This is a genomic window from Spirosoma panaciterrae DSM 21099 (genome assembly GCF_000374025.1).
Classification (GTDB): domain Bacteria; phylum Bacteroidota; class Bacteroidia; order Cytophagales; family Spirosomataceae; genus Spirosoma; species Spirosoma panaciterrae.
Window position 1 is genome coordinate 755186 of the sequence record NZ_KB893172.1, and the last position, 21179, is coordinate 776364.

Below are 21179 nucleotides of genomic sequence, written 5' to 3' on the forward strand. Positions count from 1 at the left end.
GCATGCCTTTCTCCGTTCGTCCCTTCTCCCTTTCCTTATTTTAGGATCTGCCTCGAAATCACGATTTTTTGTATTTCGCTGGTACCTTCGCCAATGGTGCATAGTTTGGCATCCCGGTAAAATTTCTCCACCGGAAAATCTTTTGTATAACCATACCCACCAAAAATCTGTACGGCTTCGTTGGCCACCCGTACGGCCGTTTCCGACGCAAATAGCTTGGCCATAGCCGACTCTTTGGTGACGGGTTTTCCGGAATCTTTCAGATCGGCAGCCTGATAGGTGAGTAATTTGGCCGCTTCGATGTCGGTAGCCATATCAGCCAGTTTAAAACTTATTCCCTGAAAATTAGCAATGGGTTGCCCAAATTGTTCGCGCTCTTTGGCATAGGTCAGCGCTGCTTCGTAGGCACCTATAGCAATTCCCAAACTCAGCGCTGCAATGGAAATTCGGCCACCATCCAGCACTTTCAGCGACTGAACAAACCCGTCGCCTACGTCGCCTAGCCGCTGACTGTCGGGAATGCGGCAATCCTCAAACAGCATCTCGGCGGTTTCGGAAGCACGCATGCCCAGCTTATCCTCTTTACGACCACCCGAAAAACCGGGCGTACCTCGCTCTACCACAAAGGCTGTTGCATTATGCTGGGTATTTGGCGAACCTGTACGCGCTATCACTACGGCGACATCACTGCTTTTGCCGTGCGTGATAAAGTTTTTGGCCCCGTTCAGTATCCAATGATCGCCATCCTGGACGGCCGTTGTGCGCATATTGGCCGCATCAGAACCCGTATTGGGTTCGGTTAGCCCCCAGGCACCAAGCCATTCGCCGGTGGCCAGACGAGGTAGATAAGTTTGTTTCTGGGTTTCGTTGCCAAACAACAGGATATGATTCGTGCACAGCGAGTTGTGAGCAGCCATCGATAACCCAACGGCTCCATCGACACGCGATAGCTCAACAATGGCCGTTACATAGTCACGATAGCCCAGTCCGGCTCCACCGTATAACTCGGGCACCAGCATGCCCATGAGTCCCTGATCGCCCAGTTGACGAAACAGATCGGCCGGAAAATGCTGATCTTCGTCCCACTGGCGACTGTTGGGGCGAATAAGTCGCTCGCTCAGTTCACGGATGGATTGGGATATTAATTCTTGATTTTCTACAATTTCGTTCGTCATAAATAAAAGTCGCCTGATGAAGCGATTAAGTAGAAATTTAGGGACAATATGGCACAATTCCAAGTCTTTTTAAGAATTACCCTATATGTTACCTTATAGTTATATATTCTTTATTTTTACGTAAATTGATTTATGAAAACATATATTCGTATACTAATGGATACTTTTTATTTTTTTATAGTGTCAAATTGACAATTCAAGAAATGAGCCTTTGGGAGGCCGTTGGTTCTGGGTCGCTGATTTGCCGATTAATCACTATTAGGCAAAGAGTAGGGTCAGTTATTGAAAAACTCCTATTTTTGTGACAACAGACATCAACAAAACGTCTATAAAGCATTGTCAAAAATTAGCTAACTATACTTTATGAAATTAGCAGTTGTAGGAACCGGATACGTAGGTCTTGTTACCGGAACATGTTTTGCTGAAACCGGCAATCAGGTTACTTGTGTTGACATTGATAGTAGAAAAGTCGAGAAGTTGAATAACGGCATTGTCCCTATTTATGAACCGGGCTTGGAAACGTTATTTCACCGCAACGTTGAAGAAGGACGCCTGTCGTTCACTACGGACCTGGAAGAAGGCATAAAAGGGGCTGAAGTGATCTTCCTGGCGCTGCCAACCCCTCCGGGCGAAGATGGTTCGGCCGATCTGAAGTATATTCTGAAAGTGGCCAGCGATTTAGGGCCAATCCTGAGTCAATATGCGGTTATTGTTGATAAGAGTACGGTACCCGTAGGAACAGCCGAGAAAGTGCACGCTCATATTGCCGATAACGCCAAGGTTGATTTCGATGTCGTTTCGAACCCCGAATTCCTGCGGGAAGGCGTTGCCGTAGAAGACTTTATGAAGCCCGATCGGGTCGTGATCGGTACGAAATCGGAGCGGGCGAAAGCGGTCATGAATAAGCTGTATGCACCTCTGGTGCGTCAGGGCAACCCCGTTATTTTTATGGACGAGCGGTCGGCCGAAATGACCAAATACGCGGCCAACGCGTTTCTGGCTACGAAAATTACCTTCATGAATGAAATTGCGAACCTGTGCGAACGGGCCGGGGCCAATGTCGATGATATTCGTCGAGGCATCGGTACCGACAGCCGGATTGGTAAGCGCTTCCTGTTTGCCGGTATCGGTTATGGCGGTAGCTGCTTCCCTAAAGATGTGCAGGCACTGGCCAAAACCGCTAAGGATTTCGACTACGATTTCAAGGTGTTGAAATCGGTTATGGAGGTGAACTACCTACAGAAAACGAAGTTAGTGCCGCTCATTCTGAATCACTTTGGTGGGGATCTGAAAGGAAAGACCATTGCCGTTTGGGGGCTGGCCTTCAAACCGTATACCGATGATATTCGGGAAGCGCCCGCGCTGGATAACATTCGGGCTTTGCTGGAGGCAGGGGCTAAAGTTACGGTGTATGACCCTGAAGCAATGGACAACGTCCGCGAGCAGATCGGTAATGCGGTTACCTATGCACATACCCAATACGCGGCCCTCGACGATGCCGATGCGCTCGTCATTATTACCGAATGGCCGCTGTTCCGCACCCCCGATTTCGAGAAGATGAACCTGCTTCTGAAAAATAAAGTGATTTTCGACGGACGGAACGTGTATGAGCTTGACCAGATTCGGGAGCAGAATTACACCTATTATTCCGTAGGGCGCGAGCCGATCCTGGCGCCGGTCGAGCAGAAGGTTTAACGACTATTTCATTATTTATACATCGCATACGGTAGTATTTGTACTCAATCGTATGCGATGTATTCTATTTTTGTACCACAATTTGGACCAAACGCGTGTCGTTGGGGATCAATTGGGTATTTCCGTTTTACGTAGTCTGAGTTTTTAACATACGAGTTTAAAGTAGTTGTGTGCTGGTAAATCAGCGTCTGCGGGAAATCTGCCGATATGGATCTATCCACTCATTTCACAAACCAAACTTTAATGAAGCGTGTACTGATCACCGGCGGGGCCGGATTTCTGGGATCGCACCTTTGCGATCGGTTTATTAAGGAAGGCTATCATGTGATTGCCATGGATAACCTCATCACCGGGGACATCCGCAACATCGAGCATCTGTTTCACCTGCCCAATTTCGAGTTCTATCACCACGATGTATCCAAGTTCATCCACGTACCGGGTCAACTGGACTACATTCTGCATTTTGCTTCGCCAGCCAGCCCCATTGATTACCTTAAAATTCCCATTCAGACCCTGAAAGTGGGATCGCTGGGTATTCACAACTGTTTAGGGTTGGCGCGGGTAAAAAATGCCCGGGTGCTGATTGCCTCCACTTCGGAAGTTTACGGCGACCCTACGGTGCACCCCCAGAATGAAGAATACTGGGGTAATGTGAACCCGGTCGGTCCTCGGGGGGTGTACGACGAAGCGAAGCGGTTTCAGGAAGCCATGACCATGGCTTACCATACATACCACGGACTGGAAACCCGTATTGTTCGGATTTTCAACACCTATGGGCCACGTATGCGCCTGAACGACGGGCGGGTGTTACCGGCATTTATCGGGCAGGCATTGCGCGGGGAAGATCTGACCGTTTTCGGCGATGGTAGTCAGACGCGTTCCTTCTGCTATGTTGATGATCTGGTCGAAGGAATTTACCGATTGCTGCTGAGCGACTATGCCTATCCGGTCAACATCGGAAACCCCTCCGAAATTACCATCCGGGAGTTTGGCGAGGAAATTATCAAGCTAACCGGAACCAACCAGCAACTCATCTTTAAAGACTTACCGAAAGATGATCCGAAGCAGCGCCAGCCCGATATTACCAAGGCAAAAGCCATTCTGGGATGGGAGCCAAAGGTGTCACGGGCAGAGGGGTTACGTATTACATACGATTATTTCAAAAGCCTGCCCGAAGAAGAATTATACCGGGCTGCATACCACCGTGAGTTTGTGAAGAAGTAAACCGCAGGGCGCCGATGATTCTTTGGCAGTCCAGGAAAAAATACGTACTTTTACTTGAGTAACTGCTTTGGCAGTACACCTTTAGCTGTCTAATAAAAACCTGCGGGCCTTTGCGCGCAGGTTTTTTTTTCAGGATTCGATAACGGATTGCGGCATCAGCAACGGGAGTGTAACCCGAAACCAGCCATTCTGCTCTTCAATGCGTGGCGCAGGCTGGTTTAGTAGCTTATACTTATCGGCAATATTGGACAGACCCACCCCGTTCGATTCGACCCGGATGGTTTTCCGTTGCAACGTGTTTTCTACGATCAGTTGTTGGTCTGTGGTTGTGCGGATGCGGATATGCAGGGGTGTTTGGCGAAGCACAACATTATGCTTGACCGCGTTTTCGACCAAGAGCTGTAACGTAAGAGGAGGGAGCAGGGCGTCATTGTACGTTTCCTGAATCGCAACATCCAGATGCACAGAACCGCCAAACCGCGTTTTGAGCAGGTGGAAATACGAGTTGATAAAACTCAGTTCAACGCCCAGCGTAGTCAGTTCAGCCTCGTTACTGCGCAATAAATAGCGATATACCTTCGAAAGTTCATCGACAAATTCACCCGCCTGACCCGGGTTTTCATCGATCAGCGAAGAAAGTGTATTGAGCCCATTGAACAGAAAGTGCGGGTTGATCTGGCTTTGCAGAGCCCGCATTTGCATCTCCGTTTTTTCCTGCTGCATTTTCCGCAGCGCCAGGTCGGCCTCCAGAAATTCGCGGTGGTGTTGTTCCCGCTCTCGTTCCAGATCTTTTTCCAGAACGGCTTTATTGACGGCTTCCCGTCGGTGCCGATACGAAATCCCTAACGAAAAAAAGATTAAATCAAGCACAACGCCCGTCTGAATAAACAGATCAGGATGTTGCCAGAAGGGCAGGTCGACACTAATATTGGGCGAACGGATCAGCAACAACGTTGTAATGGCGTGGTTCACCAGGAGAGAAGCCGTACCGGCTACAAAAAAACGGGCCACAACATCTTTTGACCGGAAAAACGAGTACACGATATACGCGCCAACCGATAGCAGGGCAAAGCGAACGGGCTGAAGCAGAATCGTATGAAGTTTGGTCTGCCAGAAATTCGTAAACAGATAAATGTAGGTTTTTACGACGCAGTAGGCCACCAGCATTCCCTGAACAACCACAACCCACCGGAGAAATTTAGGCCGATCTTTCAGATTGAGAAAGATCTTAGCCAACTCCAGGTAAAGGATGTAGCCAGAGTAGGAGAGAATCAGCTTATAAAAGTTGGAAATATTGTACGGCAGCGAGAAGTGGTTGATGGTGAAGTAGACTGCCCAGATCAGCGTGTATACCGAATAAATGCCGTAGATACGCTCCCGGTACATAAACCATTGCACCGAATTGGCCAAAAGCATGGCGAGTACCATGCCCAGAAAGAGCGGAGACCAGGCTTCGTATGTCATTGATTCTAGTTGGTTCTCAAGAGGGTAAACAAAGATACGAAAACCAACCTGTATTCATTTAATCTCAACTATTGATCGGTTGCAGGCACAAGAAGAGGGCTAAATATGCCCAAACGCTACGATGAATGGTTGCCTGTTTTGCGGGCAAAAGGCCGAACCGCTTCGGCATAAACACATCGGGAGCGAGACCGCTTCAAAGACCTTCCGGTACAGTTCAGGGGGCTCTTTTCGCAGTTCAGGCAGTAGACGCTGGCAGGCAGGGGTGGGCGGTTGTAGGTTTGTATCGTTCCTCAGAGAAAATCATAAACAACAACGACTCATGAAAACGACTACTCAATTGGCCAGCCTGGCCCTGGCTATTCTCCTTTCGGCTTCTTCGGTACTGGCTCAGCAGCCCGTTCGCCGTACAGCTACCAAACCGGCAGCGCGTCCGTATTCGTCGGCCAGCCGCCCAGCCAGCAGCCCGGCAACCCGGCCAGCCGCTGCCCCGGCAACGGCCCGCCCCCAGCAACAACCCGTACAGGCGGCTGCCCCTGCACAGGAAGCCCCGGTCGCTCGACCCGCCGAAACACGCCCCCAACCCGTAGCGCACTCGGCTCCGGTACGACCCCGCACCACCTACTCACGTGGACACAAGAACGTGTATGTGAACCTGGGGCTCGGACTGGCAACCTACTACGGGGGTGGTTTTCCGGTGGGCGTATCGGTTGAAGCCGATGTGAAAAACAACTTTTCGATTGGCGGCTCCATCGATTACTACCACTACAATTACTACTACTCCAGCGGGTATAACTTCGTGTATTTCGGGGCCCGTGGGTCGTATCACCTCGGCGAAGCCCTGAATGTACAGTCCAGCAGCTTCGATCCGTATATTGGCGCATCGCTCGGATTCCGGTATGCGGGTTCAGGCTACTCCGATTACTATTACTATGGCGGCTACAACAGTGGCGTTTGGGTAGGCCTGCATTTGGGTTCCCGCTTTATGTTCAGCCCCAAAGTTGGTGCATTTGCTGAAGTCGGTTATGGTGTATCAGCTGTAAAACTGGGCTTAACCGCTAAATTTTAATCACTTCGTTTACCTTCCTCTAAAAACCAAAAACAACAAAGACCATGACAACAACACGACAACTTCGCACAATTTTCAGCGCCCAGCGCTCCCGATTGCTGGGTATGGAGACGACCGTAATCCGCCCAACCCGGCGGACCTCCAGCTTCACCACGGGCCGATAGAAGCTGGAACGACAAGGGGAGCGGCTTACCAGATGCCTGATCAGGGGTCTGGTAACCCGCTCCCCTTGTCGGCAGATACGATGGACAGGCTTTAGTTTCGGATCACTTTGACGGTCTGGTGCTGGGTAGGGGTGCGCACCTGAATCAACTGTAAGCCTTTGCCCGCTGGCAAGTCCACCCGTAGCTGTTCGACTGGATTGGGATTGTCCAGGCGTTGCTGGTGGTGCGTTTTACCCTGCGTGTCCAGCAGAACGACCGCTACCCAGCTACCGCTAATGCCCCGGATCTGCAACGCCACCTGATCGCTCTCCACCGGGTTGCCCAGCACCAGCACCTGCAGGCCGTCCCCCGCGTCCAGGGCCCCAACTCGCCCCCCTCCACTACAGGCCGAGACCCAGTTGTAATTGTAAACCGAGGTCACACTTCCCTGCCTGGCAATCAGGGTTAGCAAGGGCTGATCCGTCGAGAGAACCTGACTGTAGGGGCCCGCCTGACTGGTGATGTAGCCGTTGGTCATGGCCAGCACGATCCCCTCCCCGGTGAGCCCCGTATACTGGGGTAGGAATGTCACCCGGCGCTGGGTACCCCCCAGATTCTGACACCCCTGGGTGCTCACACTCACCAGGGCAAAGGGCTGAGTCACCGGCGCGGTGCTGCGAACCGTCAGCCCGAAACCCGTCACCACAAACAAGCCACCGGGGTCCACTGCCGTCACGCTCACCGGATAGCTGCCCGTGGTGGAGGGCACCCCGCTGATGATCCCGCCCGTCAGGCTCAGGGTGGCAGGCAAACCCGCCACCCGATACACCAGCGACTCCCCATCCGGGTCGGCAAAGTAGGGGGGCAGCCCTAAGCTGAATGGCTGCCCCACCACGACTGTGCGAGAGCCAATGCCGGTGGTGGTGGGAGCCCGGTTGGGCTGGGTCGGATCGGTGATGGTGAGAACAAAGCTGCTGCTGACCCACTGGCCCTGGGGATCGCTGGCCGTCACCGACAGGGGGAAGCTGCCTGTCATGGAGGGCACCCCACTGATGACCCCACCCGTGCGGCTCAGGCCCGCTGGCAGGGGTGAACTCTGAAAGGAAAGCGGCTGGGCTTGGGGGTCGGCGAAGTAGCTGGTCAGACTCAGGGTATAGGCTTGCCCTTTCAGGGCGTTCTGGGGGGAAATGCCCGTGGTGGTGGGCGGCTGGTTGGAGGGTCCAGCCTGGCAGGCCTCCAGCCAGCGGTAGTTGAAGAAGGCCGTCTTGCCACCCTGCTGAGCGATGAGCGTCAGGATGGGCTGGGTGGTGGGCACCGTCAGGGTGTAGGGCCCGGGCTGAAGGGAGATAAAGTTGTCGTAGGCGATGGCCAGCACGATCTTTTCGCCAGTGAGTCCACTGTACACAGGGTTGAATGTGATCATCCGCTGCCCGTTAGGGGTGGGTTGGCAACTGATCAGATTGACGCCGGTAATGGCAAAGGTGGGTGAGGGAGCCAGAATGGTCAGGCTGAGTGGGCTGCTGGCGGGGCTGGTGCAACTGTTGAGGGTGCAACTGACGGCCAGGGTATAGCTGCCCACTGCCGAGAGGGTATAGACCGCCCCACTGGCCGAGCCACTGCCGCCCTGGATATTCCAGTTGAGGGTGCCCGAGCAGCCGGTGGCCGTCACGGAGATGGGCTGGTTGACGCTGGATGTGGCGCTGGCCCGTAAGGTAGGGGGAGTCAGCTCGGTGTTGCTGCTAACAGTGGTGCTGGCCGTAGCCGAACAGCCGCTACTGGTGATGAGTGTGACGGTGTAGACCCCCGGACTGCTGACCGTAGCCGCGTTAGCTGAACTACCCCCAGGCTGACTAGCTCCTGCACTGAACTGGTATGTATCGCCCCCTGAGCTGGCCGTCAGGGTAACACTGGTCTGGGTGCAGGTCAAGGGTCCGTTTTGCCCAAGACTCACCGACAGCGGGGGGCAACCCACCACGAAACTCGTGGCATCGGCGCTGCCTCCCACCCCCGGATCATCGGTTTTGGCCGAAGCGTCGTTGGTATTGTTGCCGTCGCTGTCGTAAGCGATGCGGGCCTGATTGGAGACGGTTTGGCCAGCCGTACCGGTAAGAATACGGGCAGTGATGGTAATGGAGACCGAGCCGCCGGGCCCCAGGCTACCGTTCCAGGTGACCGTGTTGGTGGTGGGAGTAGGCTGGACACTGCCGCTGGTGGCACTGGCCGAAAGCAGGCTGAGCGAGGCTGGCAGGGTGTCGGTCAGTTCATCGCCGGGGTTGTCGTTCTGGGTACTTGCCCCGGTGTTGTTCAGGGTCAGGGTGTAGGTGACGAGGCTGCCGGGGGTGAACTCGCCCAAAACGGTTTTGGTGCCGCTCACCGCAGCCGGAGCCAGAATGGTCAGGCTGAGTGGGCTGCTGGCGGGGCTGGTGCAACTGTTGAGGGTGCAACTGGCGGCCAGGGTATAGCTGCCCACCGCCGAGAGGGTATAGACCGTCCCACTGGCCGAGCCACTGCCGCCCTGGATATTCCAGTTGAGGGTGCCTGAGCAGCCACTGGCCGTCACGGAGATGGGCTGGTTGACGCTGGATGTGGCGCTGGCCCGTAAGGTAGGGGGAGTCAGATCGGTGTTGCTGCTAACAGTGGTGCTGGCCGTAGCCGTACAGCCGTTGCTGCCCGTCACCCTCACCGAGTAAGTTCCCGGACTGCTCACCGTACGCACGGCATTACTGGAGTTATCCTCCCATCGGTAGGTGCCAGTACCCGTCGCTGTCAGGCTCACACTGGGCGTGGCACAGGTCAGTATGGCTGAACTGGGGCTGATGTTGGCCGAGGGCGGGTCCGTGTCGCTGGTGACGGTGGTGGAGGCCAGGGCCGAACAGCCGCTGCTGCTGAGAGCGGTCAGGGAGTAGATGCCCGGTGTGTTGACCGTGGCGGAGTTGCCTGAGTTGCCTCCCTGCTGAGAAGCGCCTGGTCCAAACTGGTAGGTGGCGGCTCCAGGGGTAGCGGAGAGGGTGACCGAGGGCTGGCTACAGGTGAGGGGGCCATTGTTGGTCAGGCTCACCGAGGGGGGCGAGCTGACCGTTAGGCTGAAGGCTGTACTGGTCAGGCTGTTGCAGGCTCCGGTGACCACCACGGAGTAGCTGCCCTGATCGGTGGTCTGAGCGGCCGATAAGCTCAGGGTGGCTGAGGTCTGACCGCTCACTAAAGCGCCATCTTTGTACCACTGATAGCTACTGACGCTGCCCGATACGCTGATACTGGCGGTGGCGGCTCCGCCCACGCACACAGTCGTACCTGAAATAGGCTGGACGATGCTCCCTACCGATGCATTTATCGTCAGCGAAAAGGGCAAATCAGCCGATGTACAACTGCCGTTCTGAACCGTCAATATAAAATTATAGGTACCCGGACTGGTATTGGCCGGGATGCTGATAGAAAACGAGTTTGGTCCCAATGTGGCATTGGTAATAGCTACAAAATTCGGCATGGCCTGACTTGAGCCTACCCGAACCGAGTATTGATTGGGGCTTTGCTGGGCATTGCTATAGGGTATGGTTACCCTGGTACTGGCACAAATGGCAGGTATGGTTCCAATGGTCAACGAAACCGGGCCATTAGGACATAGATCACAAACATCACCGATGCCATCATGATCGGAATCCGCCTGATTGCGATTGGCAACTGAAGGACAGTTATCGCAGACATCCCCAACCCCATCTCCATCAGCGTCTTCCTGCAATGGGTTGGCAACGGACGGACAGTTATCAGACGCATCAGGAACTCCATCGCCATCGGAATCAGGTAGTTGCTGCTGAATTCTGACACTAGCTGTCGTGGTAAACTGTGGGCATCCCTCCACGGCAGGGAGGGTGTAGGTGACTGTATAATTACCAGGTGTACTGCTGGTGGGCGTGATCTGGCCTGTATTCGCATTGAGGCTCAAGCCGGACGGACTGGCGGTATAGGTGCCGCTAGCGGTACCCGTCTGGGTAACCGCTACGGGCCCATGGTTGGTAAAGAACGGTGAACCTGCATAAGCGATAGTGGCACTTGCTGGAACGTTGACGGTCAGGCTGAAGGCCGTACTGGTCAGACTGTTGCAGGCTCCGGTGACCACCAGGGAGTAGCTGCCCTGATCGGTGGTCTGAGCGGCCGATAAGCTCAGGGTGGCCGAGGTCTGGCTGGCGAGCACGGCGCCATCTTTGTACCACTGATAGCTACTGACAGATCCCGATACGCTGACGGACGCACTGACGGGGCTGCCTACGCAGACCGCTGAGCTGCTGGGGGGCTGGCTTACCACCGACACCAGCGTGTTAATCAGCACCGAAACGTTGCTGGAGAGAAGATTAGCGGTGGCCAGATCGGGCTGGCCGTCGGCGTTGAAGTCGCCCACCGCTACCGATTGAGGTAGATTGCCTACGGCGAAGTTGGTGGCGGCCGCAAAGCTCCCGTTGCCCTGGCCCAGCAGCACCGAGACGTTATTGGAACCGTTATTCGCGGTGGCTAGATCGGGCTTGCCGTCGGCGTTGAAATCCCCCACCGCTACCGAAGAAGGAGTATTGCCCACCGCGAAATTGGTGGCGGCCGCAAAGCTCCCGTTGCCCTGGCCCAGTATCACCGAAACCTTGCTGGAAAAGTAATTAGCGACGGCCAGATCCGGCTTGCCGTCGGCATTGAAATCCCCCACCACTACTGAATAAGGAAAACTGCCCACCGTGAATTTGGTGGCGGCCGCAAAGCTGCCGTTACCCTGGCCCAGCAGCACCGAGACGTCGTTGGAACCGTAATTCGCGGTGGCCAGGTCTGCCTTGCCGTCGGCGTTGAAATCCCCCACCGCTACCGAACGAGGAATACTGCTGTCCACCAAAAAGTTGGTGGCGGCCGCAAAGCTACCGTTACCCTGACCCAGCAACACCGAGACATTGCTAGAAGACTGATTAGCAGTGGCCAGGTCGGGCTTGCCGTCGGCGTTAAAATCGCCCACCGCTACCGATTGAGGTAGATTGCTTACGGCGAAGTTGGTGGCGGCCGCAAAGCTGCCGTTACCCTGGCCTAGCAGCACCGAGACGTTGTCGGAACCGTTATTAACGGTGGCCAGGTCGGGCTTGCCGTCGGCGTTGAAATCCCCCACCGCTACCGAACTAGGCCTCGTGCCCACCGCGAAGTTGGTGGCGACGGCAAAGCTGCCGTTGCCCTGGCCTAGCAGCACCGAGACATTGTTGGAACCAGAATTAGCAACGGCCAGGTCGGGCTTGCCGTCGGCGTTGAAATCCCCCACCGCTACTGAATAAGCATTACTTCCCACCGTCAGGGTAGTAGAAGGAGCGAAACATTGGGCTTGGGCGGCCGGAACCGCCAGCATCCCCAGGGCTAATACCAACAAAAGGCTACCCAGCCAATGGGCCAGAGGGGATCGGCCATAAGAAAGCGGCCCGGGAGTCGTCCACGGCTGGGCCTGAGCCGATGGGATCATGGAAGGAAAGCGTTGAAAGAACATAAGCAGACGAGATGGATTGGGTCCGGTTGATTAAAGGATATAGTCAGTAGGAAAGAGGTCGGGTTGGTGGGGCAGGTTATGAGTGTATGGGTTCGGTGAAAAGCGGGGCTTAGCGATTGGTGGTCAAGCGATAGGCTAGTTTCTGGACGGGCAGATGCGCCAACTCTTGCTGAATTAGGGCGAGCCGACGACGGGCAATGGGCAGCACCGCCTGATCGTCCATGCACACATAGCCATAGCGGCTGACGGGCACCGATAGCTGCAGAGCGCGGGCATAGGTGGGGTTGATCAGGGCGCGCTTATGAATGCGGGTGAAGCCCGGCAAGCGGGCTGCGTACCATTTGAGGGTACGCGACATAAGCACCGTTTGGCCGTTGTTGAGATAAATCCGGCAATAGTTAATGTCGCCCATCAGGTACAGAATTTTAGCGGGCGCGGTTCGGAACTGGGCTCCTTTGGCGGAGCGGTATACATTGGGTTTCATCGCTTAAGCGTTAAGACGGGTTGTGCAGGTCATGGGCTGGGTACGGGTTGCCTGCTACCATGATCGGCTGGGCGGTTGGTAGCAGGCAGGGGTATAGGTACATCGGTAGTTAGAGTCCGTTGATGATGCGGGCGTAGATGTTGTTGAGTCGGTTCACATCATAGCTGCCCCCGCTGTCATCAGCCACATTCACGGTGATGTTGGAAAAACTGCCCGTATTGGCCGTGGTGCGACTGACCCACACCCCCAGATTCATCGTCGAATGGGGGCTCACCGACTCCCCACTAATCAGACTCAGCCGCAGCTGCTGGGGGCCCGCCGAGCTGCTGATCTGCCATTTGGCGTTGAGCACGGGGGTGGGGCTTCCCCCCAGNTCGATGCTGGTCAGGGTGTTGTCGAAGCTGATGGAGTAGCCACTGGGCACGGTGATGGTGATCAGGATGGGGCCGCTGGCCGTGCCCCCATTGACTTCCTGGATCTGAACGAGCAGGGCTTTGGTCTGGTCGGTGGCGAAGCCCCCGCTGGGCAGTTGGAGCAGGGGGGATAGGTCGGGTCCGGTCAGGGCGGTGAGGCTGACGAGGGCAGTCTGGGAGCAGACGCCCGAGGTACCCACCACGGTAAAGGTCTGGATGCCCGCGGTGGTGAGGCTGGCCGAGGTGATGGCTGCGTTGGCGGGGCCGGTGAGGGGTGCGGAGGAGGGGGCAGTCCACTGGTAGGCGGTGGCCCCAGAGGCCGTCAGGCTGAGGGTGACTCCCACATTGGCCTGGGGCAGGGAGGCCCCGGCTGCGAGGGAGAGGTTGGCCGTGGAGGTGACGGTGGTGGCGGCCGTGGCCGAACAGCCGCTGCTGCTGAGAGCGGTCAGGGAGTAGATGCCTGGTGTGGCTACGGTGGCGGAGTTGCCTGCGTTGCCTCCCTGCTGAGTAGCGCCTGATCCAAACTGGTAGGTGGCGGCTCCAGGGGTAGCGGAGAGGGTGATCGAGGGCTGGCTACAGGTGAGGGGGCCATTGTTGGTCAGGCTCACCGAAGGGGGTGAGCTGACGGTCAGGCTGAAGGTCGTGCTGGTCAGGCTGTTGCAGGCTCCGGTGACCACCACGGAGTAGCTGCCCTGATCGGTGGTCTGGACGGCCGATAAGCTCAGAGTGGCCGAGGTCTGGCTGGCGAGCACGGCGCCATCTTTGTACCACTGATAGCTGGTGACGGATCCCGATACGCTGACGGACGCACTGACGGGACTGCCTACGCAGACCGCTGAGCTGCTGGGGGGCTGGCTTACCACCGACACCAGCGTGTTGGTCAGCACCGAGACATTATCGGAAACGTTATTAGCGGTGGCCAGATCGGGCTGGCCATCGGCGTTGAAGTCGCCCACTGCTACCGAAGAAGGACCACTGTCTACGTCGAAGTTGGTGGCGGCCGCAAAGCTGCCGTTGCCCTGGCCCAGCAGCACCGAGACGTTATTGGAACCGTAATTAGCGACGGCCAGATCGGGCTTGCCGTCGGCGTTGAAATCCCCCACCGCTACCGATTCAGGAGTATTGCCCACCGCGAAATTGGTGGCAGCCCCAAAGCTCCCGTTACCCTGGCCCAGTATCACCGAAACCTTGCTGGAAAAAATATTAGCGACGGCCAGGTCGGGCTTGCCGTCGGCATTGAAATCCCCCACCGCTACTGAATAAGGAAAACTGCCCACCGTGAATTTGGTGGCGGCCGCAAAGCTGCCGTTGCCCTGGCCCAGCAGCACCGAGACGTCGTTGGAGCCGTAATTAGCGGTGGCCAGGTCTGCCTTGCCGTCGGCGTTGAAATCCCCCACCGCTACTGAATTAGGCCTACTGCTGTCCACCAAAAAGTTGGTGGCGGCCGCAAAGCTCCCGTTACCCTGACCCAGCAGCACCGAGACATTGCTAGAAGACTGATTAGCAGTGGCCAGGTCGGGCTTGCCGTCGGCGTTGAAATCCCCCACCGCTACCGATTGAGGACCACTGCCCACCGAAAAGTTGGTGGCAGCCGCAAAGCTCCCGTTACCCTGGCCCAGTAGCACCGAAACGGTAGAGGAAATATTATTGGCGACGGCCAGGTCGGGTTTGCCATCGGCGTTGAAATCCCCCACCGCTACCGAATGCGGCTTACTACCTACGTCGAAGTTGGTGGCGGTAGCAAAGCTCCCGTTACCCTGACCCAGCAGCACCGAAACGGTGTTGGATTCCCGATTAGCGACGGCCAGGTCGGGCTTGCCGTCGGCGTTGAAATCCCCCACCGCTACCGAATAAGGCCTGTCGCCTACCGCGAAATTGGTGGCGGTGGTGAAACATTGGCCCCTTGCGGTTGGAACCGCCAGTATCACCAGGGCTAGTACCAGTAAAAGGCTGCCCAGCCAGCGGGCCAGGGCGGATCGGTCATTAGAAAGCGGCCCGGGAGTCGTCCACGGCTGGGCCTGAGTCGATGGGAGGATGGAAGTAAAGCGTTGAAAGAACATAAGCAGATAAGATGGATTGGATACGGTTGACAAGCGCGTTGAACACTGAGAAGACATGGTCGTAACAAGGGGCTTATTGGATGCCACTAAATTGGCCGCAGCCACCAGGAAAGGCGTTAGCTATTGGGTCAAAAGCGTTTGGTAGGGGTGCATACCCGAAGCGTACGGTTTAGGATCTACAAGCCAGGATCCCATCGTCTGCGACCCCTCCCGCTGGCTTACAGGCCGTTGATGATGCGGGCGTAGATGTTGTTGAGTCGGTTCACATCATAGCTGCCACTGCTGTCATCNGCCACATTCACCGTGATGTTGGAAAAACTGCCCGTATTGGCCGTGGTNCGACTGACCCACACCCCCAGATTCATCGTCGAATGGGGGCTCACCGACTCCCCACTNGTCAGACTCAGCCGCANCTGCTGGCTGCCCNCCGAGCTGCTGATCTGCCATTTGGCGTTGAGCACGGGGGTGGGGCTNCCCCCNAGNTCGATGCTGGTCAGGGTGTTGTCGAAGCTGATGGAGTAGCCACTGGGCACGGTGATGGTGATCAGGATGGGACCGCTGGCCGTGCCCCCATTGACTTCCTGGATCTGGACGAGCAGGGCTTTGGTCTGATTGGGAGCGAAGCCCCCGCTGGGCAGTTGGAGCAGGGGGGAGAGGTCGGGTCCGGTCAGGGCGGTGAGGCTGACGAGGGCGGTCTGGGAGCAGACGCCCGAGGTACCCACGACGGTAAAGGTCTGGAGACCAGCGGTGGTGAGGCTGGATGAAGTGATCGACGCGTTGGCGGGGCCGGTGAGGGGTGCGGTGGCTGGGGCTGTCCACTGGTAGGATGTGGCTCCACTGGCCGTCAGGCTCACGGTCACCCCCACATTGGCCTGGGGTAGGGATGAGCCCGCCGACACGGCGAAGGGGGCCCCCTGAAATTCCACCGCCCCCATGTCGATGCGACCATTGTTGTAAAAGCGGGGCTTGCCGTCCAGGTCGGTGGTGATTCCGCTCAGGCCACTGGCCGAGTTGAGCCCCGCATCGATGGCGGGTGAGCAGGCACTCAGGGCCACGCTGGTGGTGGAGGCAAAGGGCGAGGTGGTGGTGGTGAGATTATTGCCCCCATTGCTGTAGCCGGTGACCGTGTTGTCCAACAGACTGTAGCTGGCCGTCAGGGAGCCGCTCTCATTGTAGATCGACTTGCTGCCGCCATTGCCAAATAGCACACAGTTGGTCAGGCTGGGGGTCGCTACCCCTGCAGTGCCATAGGTGATCAGGGCGCCCCCCTGGCTCGTGGCCGAATTGGACAGAAACGAGCAGTTGGTCAGCACCGGGCTGCTTTTGCCTGCCAGGCCATAATTCACGATCGCTCCCCCGTCGCTGGTGCTTGCGTTTTGGAGAAACGAGCAGTTGGTCAGTAGGGGACTGCTGTTGCCGCTGGTGCCAAAATTATAGATGGCCCCGCCCCCCTTGGCGGAATTAGCCACGAAGCTACAGTTGGTCAGGGTAGGGCTGCTAGTGCCTAGAGCCCCATTATTGTAGATAGCCCCGCCTTGTTCGGAGGCCGAGTTGCTAAGAAACAGGCAGTTGATGAGTGAGGGACTGCTGTTGCCCAAACCAAGATTATAGATGGCCCCGCCCTGGTTCGAGGCCGAGTTGTTCTGAAACAGACAATTGACCAGGGTGGGACTACTGTTGCCTGAGCCGTAATTGTGGATGGCCCCACCCTGATCGGCTGAGTTATTCAGAAAGGCACAGTTGCGGATGGTGGGGCTACAGACCTGTCCGGCGGCAGTGGCTTGATTGTACATGGCGCCCCCGAAAGTAGCCTTTCCACCAGTAATGACGAATCCATCCAGGACGGCGGAGCTGGTAGTGCCATCGGAGTTAAAGATGATGGAGCCAGTGGCGCCCACAAGCGTCGAGTTGGCCGGGCTTCCGCTCACCGGGTTGACATTGGGTCGGTCGGAGAGGTTGTTTTCATAGCCGCCAAATCCGCCGTAGATGGCCACCCCGTTTAGCATCCGGAAGAAACTATCCGGTTTGTAGATGCCCTGGGCCACCCAGATTTCGGTCAGGCATTGGTTGTTGGTGTATCTGAGGGCACTTTGCAGGTCGGTGAAGGCGTTGTTCCAGCTCAGGCCGGTATTGTTGCCACTGGCATTGGCGTTTACGTACAGGCGAGTGGGCGGAGGAGTTAGTATATACGTATAGTCGTAGAAAATAGTGGGGTTGTAGATAAGCCGAACCCGAACGGTGTAGGTGCTGCCACCGGGAGCGGCCGAGATGCCGGTACCACTGGTGACGGCAAGAGGTTCGGAAGTGATGGTAGTAAAGGCTGGGCTACCACTGAACGAATCACCCGTCACGATCGCGTACTCCACACTATTAGTGCTGTTATTGAAATCGCCCGTCAGATCGATGCTGAGCCTACCGGTGAAGGAACCACAGGCGGGCTGGGTAGCGGTGAGGGTGGGGGCAAAAGCGGCTGCTGGACCGATGAGTTCGATCAGAACCTGCCCTCCGGCATCATTAGCTCCGCCCGTGTTAGCCTGATTGGTGCCGTAGTTGATGGAGCCACCCCCATTACCGCTACTACCATAACCGCCACCGGTACCACCACTATAGCCCCCACCGCCACCACCTCCTCTATCGCTATCGCCACCACCACCACCACCAAAACCACCCCCCCCATTACCGCCACCACTACCAACACCACTACCACCAAAGCCATTAAAACCACCCCCTCCTCCAGGACTATCATAACCACTACCACTGCCACTAAACCCACCCCCACCAGGAGCAAACCCACTTCCTCCACCACTACCGTTATTACTTACAGTGCCACTGCCACCAATAGACCTCCCAGCTCCTCCACCAGCACCAGCAACCAGCAGTACAGCACCATCTTGTAGTTTAGCACCAGACCCTCCTCCTCCTCCTCCTCCCATTGAATATAGAGCCTTAGTATTCCCTCCTGGTGCCCCTGCATTAGCCTGGATTATCTGGTCCGATTGCAACACAAAATCCCCCTGCATAGTTGCTCCCTTACCACCACTATACGAAAATGAGTTTCCACCCTGAGCACCTTTGGCGGTGATACGATACTTGTATAGCCCACCAGAAGGGACGGTATAGCTGCCGACAGTACCCGTCTGGCTGGTCGTGGTAGCTGTTAGTTGCAGGACCTGACTTCGGGCCGTGCGCGTCGAAAAAAAGAAACCAAGTAGGCAGAAGGCCAGACAAAACAGGGCTCTTTGACAAACCGATTGTAACGTGTTCATGCGAGTAGTTGGGAATTGGTAAGTAATTAGAAATAAGAGTAAAATCAGTCGTGAACGCGGGTCCGTTTAGTAAGCACACACCCGGCTGATCTGGTGGTGTTCGATGGTATAGATCAGGCAAATGGGATAAGCCGTATCAGGCTTGGTGGTCAACCCTTCGACAACCACATGGTAGGCCCCGGCCGAATAGAGTTGCCGCAGGGTAAATTGACCCGGTTGGTTGATCCGTAATACCTGACGGTACTGAGTGAGAAAGTTGGAGCGGGGCATTTCCTGTTCGGCGGCCCCCAGCGCCCGGCCCCGGTAGCGTATCCGGGGGGCAAAGAGTTTATCCAGACTCGGCCAGTCTTGCCGGTTGATGCAGGCGTGTACGGAGCGGGTGAGCTGGAGGTTAATGGTCTGTGCCCGGCGCAGGTCGGGCGGGGCTAACTCACCACAGGCCGTTAGCCCCAGAGCTAGTAAAAAGGGAGTCAAAAAGCGAAGTGACATGGCAGCAACGATGGGCTAATTGGGTGCTGCCAAATTCGGGGGGGGAGAAAAAAAAGGCGTTAGCTATTCGTTCAAAAACGTTTAGTATTGGTGCATACCCGAAAAAAACTTCGTGTATTGGTGCATTTGTGTACCAAATAGACTGCTTAGTTGAGTTGGTACTGGTGCAGGATAGCCCGGAAGATGGGGTGATTTCGGTAGGGTTTAAAGAGTGGACTCAGTTTCATGTCCCGGTGATAGAAGCCTCCGTCGGCGGCTTTTTTGAGGTAGTGCAGGCAGCTATCCTTCTCGGCCAGACCGGCAAACACGACCGCCCGGTCATAATCGGCGCGGGGTGTGTTGGGAAGATGGGTTAACCAGGCCAGGGCCTCGGTGCGCTTGCCTTGCCGGGCCTGGCAAAACATAGCTGCGGATTCGTAGTTTTTGTAGGCCGGATTAAGCTGGTGCAGGGTGTTGAAGTTGGCATAGGCCTGGCTGTAATCGCCCTGACCGAGGTAATAGTACCCTTTACCCAGGTAATAGATAAAGGCTTTGTCGAAGAAGCCTTCGCCACTGCGTATAGCCGCCTGCGCTTTGGCTTTATCCCCCAGAAAAACACAATTGATGATATGGCCTGTTAGCATAACCGGGTACAAGGGGTCCAGTTCAATGGCCCGCTGGCTATAGCGCACGGCTTCGGGCAGGCGACCTACCGACCGCAGTAGCAAACCGTACCAGTATAAAAGCTGGGCGTCGTTGGGGCTATGCTGAAGCCCGATCCGAAAGGCATTTTCGGCGGCTTTCCACTGGTAGCTGTTGTGATAGAGTGACCCCAGGGCTCCGTAAGCGGTGCTGTTGGAAGGGTCGAGCCGAATGGCCGTCAGGGCAGCCTGCTCGGCGGGGCCATACGTAGCTTTGGCATCGGCATAGTTCAGAACCCACAGCAACATATAGGCGGTGGCTTTGTAGGCATAAGCCTCGGCAAAGGTCGAGTCCAGTTGCAGGGCTTCATCAAAGCGTTTGAGGCTTTGGGTCAGCCCCGAATGGGTGCGTTCGACTACCAACTGACGGCCCTGCAAAAACAGGTTATAGGCCGCCAGATTGCGGGTTCGGGCCGGTTGGCGGGCCAGCGCAACACTTCCAGTCAGCGAGTCGGCAGAGGAGGCCCCAACCGATGGAGGCCGGGCTGAACCAACTAGCTGGTTCAGTTGGGCGGTCACGTCCCGCACCATCTGATCGGTCATCGAAAACAGCGTGGCATAGTCGCCCTTATACACCTTCTGCCACTCCCGGATGTCGTCCTGAGTGCCAACGAGTTCGAGTTTTACCTGGAGTTGACGGCCCGTTTTCAGCACACTTCCTTTCAGTAAATGGGCCACGTGAAGCTCGTCGCCAATCTGCCAGCCCGTTTTTGGGGTGTTACGGTATTGATCCGACGAAGATCGGGCAATTACAGTCAGGTTTTTCAGCAAGGCCACGGAGGCATAAATTTCGTCCATAACGCCTTCGCAGGCTGGGCCGCTTTCGGCATCGCCCAGGTTCACAAACGGCAGCAGGGCCAGTGAGTTGATGGCCGGGCCTTCAGAGAGGGGTGTTGGGTCAGTCTGCTTCAGTCCGTAAATGCCCAGCACAATCAGGATGAGCAAACCCAGTCCAGCGCCCAGCCATAGCTTCCAGCGGGGGCTTCTGATCCGACCCATGGGGGCCTGGGTAGCGTCTGGCAGCGTCGGTACGGGCGAATCGGGCGCAGGGACGTCGGTAGGAGCCGTTAGGAACTCAGCGGCTTCGGGACGATGGTTTTTTCGGAATTCGGTAGGGGAGAGCCCAAACTCTTCGGCAAAATAGGTGCTCAGGTTCTGTGGACTTGTGAGGCCGACGCGGTCGCAGATTTCCGAAATACGCAGGTCGGTTTCGAGGAGTAATTCTCTGGTTTTTAATAGTCTGCGTTTTCGTAAATAGCGCGTCGTGGAGAGTTGCGTCTCATCTTTGATGATCCGGTAAAGTTGCGAACGACTCACCCCCAGATGCTGACAAATAGTCTCCAGGGAGAATGACGGATCTTCGAGTCGCTGATCAATCAGCTTGTTGAGTTCATCAAGCAGGTCGGAGCCAGTAGTATTCATAAGCAGGCTCAGCGTTGGTCGTTCGTTTCAGCAAACCTGCCTGTATTGGTTCCCAGCAGCGCCATGAACCAGTGGGAAAGGTCAGTCTGGTGCTTCGTCGC

The 21179-nt window shown here is 56.2% G+C and carries 11 protein-coding genes; 3 read left to right on the top strand and 8 right to left on the bottom strand.

All coding sequences use genetic code 11. The features are described 5' to 3' along the window. Window positions 1-35: 35 nt before the first annotated feature. Entirely contained in the window at window positions 36-1175 is a 1140-nt protein-coding gene (locus B153_RS0103080) for an acyl-CoA dehydrogenase family protein (RefSeq protein ID WP_020595200.1), read from the bottom strand. 363 nt (window positions 1176-1538) lie between these two features. Between B153_RS0103080 and B153_RS0103085 the strand changes: the two genes are divergently transcribed. Both B153_RS0103085 and B153_RS0103090 read left to right on the top strand, forming a co-directional pair. Then, window positions 1539-2870 carry a UDP-glucose dehydrogenase family protein gene (locus tag B153_RS0103085; RefSeq protein ID WP_020595201.1) on the top strand — a complete coding sequence of 444 codons (1332 nt, stop codon included), beginning with the start codon at window positions 1539-1541 and terminating at the stop codon, window positions 2868-2870. Window positions 2871-3113: 243 nt separating this feature from the next. Then, window positions 3114-4094 carry a UDP-glucuronic acid decarboxylase family protein gene (locus B153_RS0103090; protein ID WP_020595202.1) on the top strand — a complete coding sequence of 327 codons (981 nt, stop codon included), beginning with the start codon at window positions 3114-3116 and terminating at the stop codon, window positions 4092-4094. Window positions 4095-4223: 129 nt separating this feature from the next. Here the strand turns inward: B153_RS0103090 and B153_RS0103095 are convergent, their stop codons facing one another. Then, window positions 4224-5558, bottom strand: a complete 1335-nt coding sequence (locus tag B153_RS0103095; protein ID WP_020595203.1) for a sensor histidine kinase — start codon at window positions 5556-5558, stop codon at window positions 4224-4226. 319 nt (window positions 5559-5877) lie between these two features. Between B153_RS0103095 and B153_RS36455 the strand changes: the two genes are divergently transcribed. Further along, window positions 5878-6624, top strand: a complete 747-nt coding sequence (locus B153_RS36455; RefSeq protein ID WP_020595205.1) for a hypothetical protein — start codon at window positions 5878-5880, stop codon at window positions 6622-6624. Window positions 6625-6879: 255 nt separating this feature from the next. Here B153_RS36455 and B153_RS36460 read toward each other — a convergent pair whose 3' ends face one another. The 6 genes from B153_RS36460 to B153_RS0103135 all read right to left on the bottom strand — a co-directional run bounded on the left by B153_RS36460 (window position 6880) and on the right by B153_RS0103135 (window position 21078). Beyond that, window positions 6880-12264 (bottom strand): FG-GAP-like repeat-containing protein, encoded by a 5385-nt coding sequence (locus tag B153_RS36460; RefSeq protein WP_051097204.1) that lies wholly within the window; start codon window positions 12262-12264, stop codon window positions 6880-6882. Between the two features lie 109 nt (window positions 12265-12373). Then, window positions 12374-12748: a LytTR family DNA-binding domain-containing protein gene (locus B153_RS34545; RefSeq protein WP_020595206.1), complete on the bottom strand. Its 375-nt coding sequence runs from the start codon at window positions 12746-12748 to the stop codon at window positions 12374-12376. A 109-nt stretch (window positions 12749-12857) separates the two neighbouring features. Continuing rightward, entirely contained in the window at window positions 12858-15278 is a 2421-nt protein-coding gene (locus B153_RS38465) for an FG-GAP-like repeat-containing protein (RefSeq protein WP_083928160.1), read from the bottom strand. A 161-nt stretch (window positions 15279-15439) separates the two neighbouring features. Continuing rightward, entirely contained in the window at window positions 15440-18487 is a 3048-nt protein-coding gene (locus B153_RS38470; protein ID WP_020595207.1) for a hypothetical protein, read from the bottom strand. 66 nt (window positions 18488-18553) lie between these two features. Next, a complete protein-coding gene (locus B153_RS0103130; RefSeq protein WP_020595208.1) occupies window positions 18554-18976 on the bottom strand; it encodes a nuclear transport factor 2 family protein in 423 nt (140 codons plus the stop codon). Between the two features lie 146 nt (window positions 18977-19122). Further along, window positions 19123-21078: a helix-turn-helix domain-containing protein gene (locus tag B153_RS0103135; protein ID WP_020595209.1), complete on the bottom strand. Its 1956-nt coding sequence runs from the start codon at window positions 21076-21078 to the stop codon at window positions 19123-19125. Window positions 21079-21179: the final 101 nt, after the last annotated feature.